At 40.5% G+C, this 3903-nt stretch carries 4 protein-coding genes; 3 read left to right on the top strand and 1 reads right to left on the bottom strand.

The window, feature by feature from the left end:
* Both WBM60_RS17130 and WBM60_RS17125 read left to right on the top strand, forming a co-directional pair.
* A partial coding sequence (locus WBM60_RS17130) for an amidohydrolase family protein (RefSeq protein ID WP_424283398.1) occupies positions 1-581 on the top strand: 581 nt, incomplete at its 5' end.
* 23 nt (positions 582-604) lie between these two features.
* Positions 605-1762 (top strand): alpha-hydroxy acid oxidase, encoded by a 1158-nt coding sequence (locus WBM60_RS17125; protein WP_424283397.1) that lies wholly within the window; start codon positions 605-607, stop codon positions 1760-1762.
* 14 nt (positions 1763-1776) lie between these two features.
* Here the strand turns inward: WBM60_RS17125 and WBM60_RS17120 are convergent, their stop codons facing one another.
* Positions 1777-2505, bottom strand: a complete 729-nt coding sequence (locus WBM60_RS17120; protein WP_424283396.1) for a hypothetical protein — start codon at positions 2503-2505, stop codon at positions 1777-1779.
* Between the two features lie 439 nt (positions 2506-2944).
* Here WBM60_RS17120 and WBM60_RS17115 point away from each other — a divergent pair.
* The coding region (locus WBM60_RS17115; protein ID WP_424283395.1) for an MraY family glycosyltransferase at positions 2945-3903 on the top strand (959 nt) is incomplete at its 3' end.

Below are 3903 nucleotides of genomic sequence, written 5' to 3'. Positions count from 1 at the left end.
GAGCGGATGATGTAGATAAGAGATTAGCGCATTTTTCACAGGATAAAAAACTTAAAGGGATAAGGCATATTGTACAGGAAGAACCGGATCCTGAATTTATGCTACGAAAAGATTTTCAAAATGGCATCGGGCATTTGGCCCAATTTGGTTTAACTTATGATATTTTAGTATATCCTAATCAGTTAGCTGCAGCTGTGCTATTGGCCAGGGCTTTTCCGGATCAGAAATTTATGCTGGACCATATCGCCAAGCCGCGGATCTCTGAAGGCTTGGACAACCAATGGGTGCACCACATCAAGGAATTGGGATTAAACCCTAATGTAAGTTGTAAAGTTTCAGGAATGGTGACCGAAACAAAAAATTTTAAATGGCGGCAGGAAGATTTTTCCCCTTTTATGGAAGTAGTGCTGGATGCTTTTGGATGGCAACGTCTTCTTTATGGATCGGACTGGCCGGTATGCTTACTGGGAGGAAGTTATAAGGAAGTGATAACCATAGTCAGGGATTATATCAGTAAATTATCAGACCATGAAAGAGCAGGAATCATGGGGCAAAACGCAGTAAATTTCTATTCCCTTTAATTTTAGTAGTTCATATAATATAAATGAGAAATAAAAAAGCGATAAAGTTCAATTCCAGATACCCTTCTATTGAAGACCTCAGGGAAAGGGCAAAAAGACGTATCCCCGGATTTGCCTTTGATTACCTGGATGGGGGTTGCAACGAAGAGGTGAACCTGCGAAAAAACACCTCAAAGATCCGGGAAGTAGAGTTAAAACCCGATTATTTAAGTGAGTATAAGGGGTTCAACATGGAAACTGAACTTTTTGGACATACGTACAGCGCCCCATTCGGGATTGCGCCGGTAGGTCTTCAGGGATTGATGTGGCCCAATGCCTCTGAAATACTCGCAAAAGCTTCGCTGGACTATAATATTCCCTTTGTGCTGAGCACGGTGACCACTATGAGTATAGAACGTGCCAGCGAGCTCACAGAAGGTCGTGCCTGGTTTCAGCTTTATCACCCTGCGGAGAATTCGGTGCGCGATAATATCCTGGCGAGGGCAGAAGCTGCAGCCTGCCCGGTACTGGTCTTACTTTGCGATGTGCCTACTTTTGGGTTCAGGCCAAAAGAGATTCGGAATGGCCTGTCTATGCCTCCAAAAATGACGCTTAATAATGTGTTGCAAATCCTGGGAAAACCAAACTGGGCATTACAAACCTTAAAACACGGGCAACCCAATTTTGAAACTTTAAGGCCTTATATGCCCAAAAACCTCAACCTGAAACATTTGGGTTTATTTATGGATAAGATGTTTTCCAAGCGGATGAATGAAGAGAAAATTGCACCCATAAGGGATATGTGGAAGGGCAAAATCGTGTTAAAAGGAGTTGCTACCGAAGCCGATGCAGAAAAGGCCCTAAAGCTGGGCCTGGACGGTATTATTGTTTCAAACCACGGAGGCCGGCAATTAGATGCAGGCGAATCTACCATAAAACCTATGACCCGGATTGCAAAAAAGTACGGCGATCAGATTACCGTAATGATGGATAGTGGCATTCGTTCTGGCCCGGATGTAGCACGGGCGTTGGCCAGTGGGGCAGCTTTTACCTTTATGGGCCGCTCTTTTATGTATGGAGTTTCTGCACTGGGCAAAGAAGGAGGAGCCCATACCATTTCATTGCTACAAACCCAACTTCAGCAGGTAATGGAGCAATTGGGCTGCAGCAGGGTCAGTGATCTTCCATCACATTTAATATAGGAAATCCTGTTTTTTTATTTAGCGAAATAAATATATTGAACGTCAGCAGGCATTTCATCCAACGTTTCCCATAAAACCAATGCCTCATAGGTTTTTCCATCCCGGTCTTCAAACAGTTCCAAAACCTCGTATTTAACAATATTCCATCCCGGTTTAAAGTTGAGGTCATATATATTTTTGCCTATATAAGATTCTTCCTGGTTAAGCGCATAAGATTCCATACTGCACTCGCCCTTTACCGTGGCAGCTTTTTCAAAATAATACCAATCCAGGTAATACCCTTTTTTGTTTTCATATTTACCAAAGGCGCGAAAGCCTTCGGCAAAATCTTTATTATTAACAATCATAAAGGATCCATACATTTTCCGATCCTCGATATTTGCAAGCCCGTAATTTCCTAAATTAGACACACTCAAAATAGGTTGATCCGCATTTTCAAGCGCAACGGTTTCAGAATTGCAGGCAAAGGCTTTCTCAATGGTAGAAAGACTGCTTTTCCAGGCATCTGAATTTTCATTAAAGCCATCAATCCCCTGAAGTGTTTTTTCAACAAAATCTTTAGTAAGTTCAATGGTAAACTCTCCGTTCTCGGCTATGGCTCCAATTTGTATGGGTGCATTCATTCCGGTTATGATTTCGGCACTGGCAGGTTCCCATCCATTTAGGTTACCGCTCAGGGTATTTTGAGCGTGAAGTCCAACAGAAAATAATGCAATTAACAAGCAAGGCAATTGAGTTTTCATAAGTGCTTTCTTAAGGTTACTAATTAAGAATTTAAAATAAATAAGAAAATTCCATGCCTGCCCAGGAATTGTACAAATGGTGCAAATAGTTGTATAAGTGGGTCTTATGACAACTGTAAAGGCCTCGATTTTTATCAATACCTACTTTTTGGGGCATTGTTAAATTCACAGTTTCGCTACTTATATTTTGTCATTTTAGTGGAATTAATTTCGAAAAATAACCTTTTGATAAATTGTGTATAAAAGGTTAGAATTTGTCTGACTTACAATAATTTTTTTTCTATTTTTCGAATGTAGGAATCTACGACTTCATTTATAATGCAGGAAAGATTTCAAATCACAGATAAATAACAGACATAAAAGTTCCCACAACCTAATACTAATTGATTAAATAGTACAAACGCCTTAAATTTTAAAAGAAATTACCTTATACCCCACTATGACGTATTTCTACGATTTTATGTTGAACCCCTACATACTGGCCTTTTTGGGAGGGTTACTGGCATTTGTGCTGGCCAATAGAATTATTCCGGTAATTATTTATACGGTTCGTGTAAAGAACCTTATGGACGAGCCCGGGGATCGTAGTGCGCATTCAACAAAAACCCCAACCTTAGGCGGCGTTGGAATGTTTGTAGCATTTGCGGTATCTCTTCTACTATTTGGAATACTGGTAGGTCTGGAACGCCCGGACCTGGTTAAACTTTTGTCCCTTATACTCGCTACCATCATCCTTGTTTTTTTGGGAATCAAAGATGACCTTATTGCCCTGGCGGCCAGGAAGAAATTTCTTGGACAGCTTATTTCCACGTCCATAGTTATTTTCCTGACCGATGTAAGAATTACCAGTTTTGAAGGGCTTCTGGGGATTGGCGAACTTCCTTATCTGGTGTCTGTACTGTTTACCGTTTTTGTATTTATTTTGGTAATCAATGCGTTTAACCTTATTGATGGAATTGATGGATTGGCGGGGGCCGTAGGAATAATTGCGAGCTTTTCATTCGGCTTGTTCTTTCTTTTAAATAATGATTTTCTGATGGTATTGGTTTCTTTTACTTTAATTGGGGCCATTAGTGCATTTTTACGCTATAATCTGTCCGCTACCCAAAAATTATTTATGGGAGATTCGGGCTCTATGGTTATCGGCTATTTATTGGCTTATCAGGGGATTCGGTTTCTGGAATTGAATTTAAGCGAAGCTTCCACTTTTACTATTTCAAACGGACCTGTACTGCTATTGGCGGTTTTATCTTTTCCTTTATTGGATACGCTCCGGGTTTTTATAATCCGGGCTAAAGATAGACGAAGCCCTTTTGATGCAGATAGGAATCATATCCACCATCGTTTATTGAGCCTTGGTTTTAGCCATAAGCAGGCCACCATTATGTTATCTATTGT

The sequence above is a fragment of the Eudoraea sp. genome, assembly GCF_049669105.1.
Lineage (GTDB): Bacteria > Bacteroidota > Bacteroidia > Flavobacteriales > Flavobacteriaceae > Eudoraea.
This window is presented reverse-complemented; position numbering and strand designations above follow the sequence as displayed.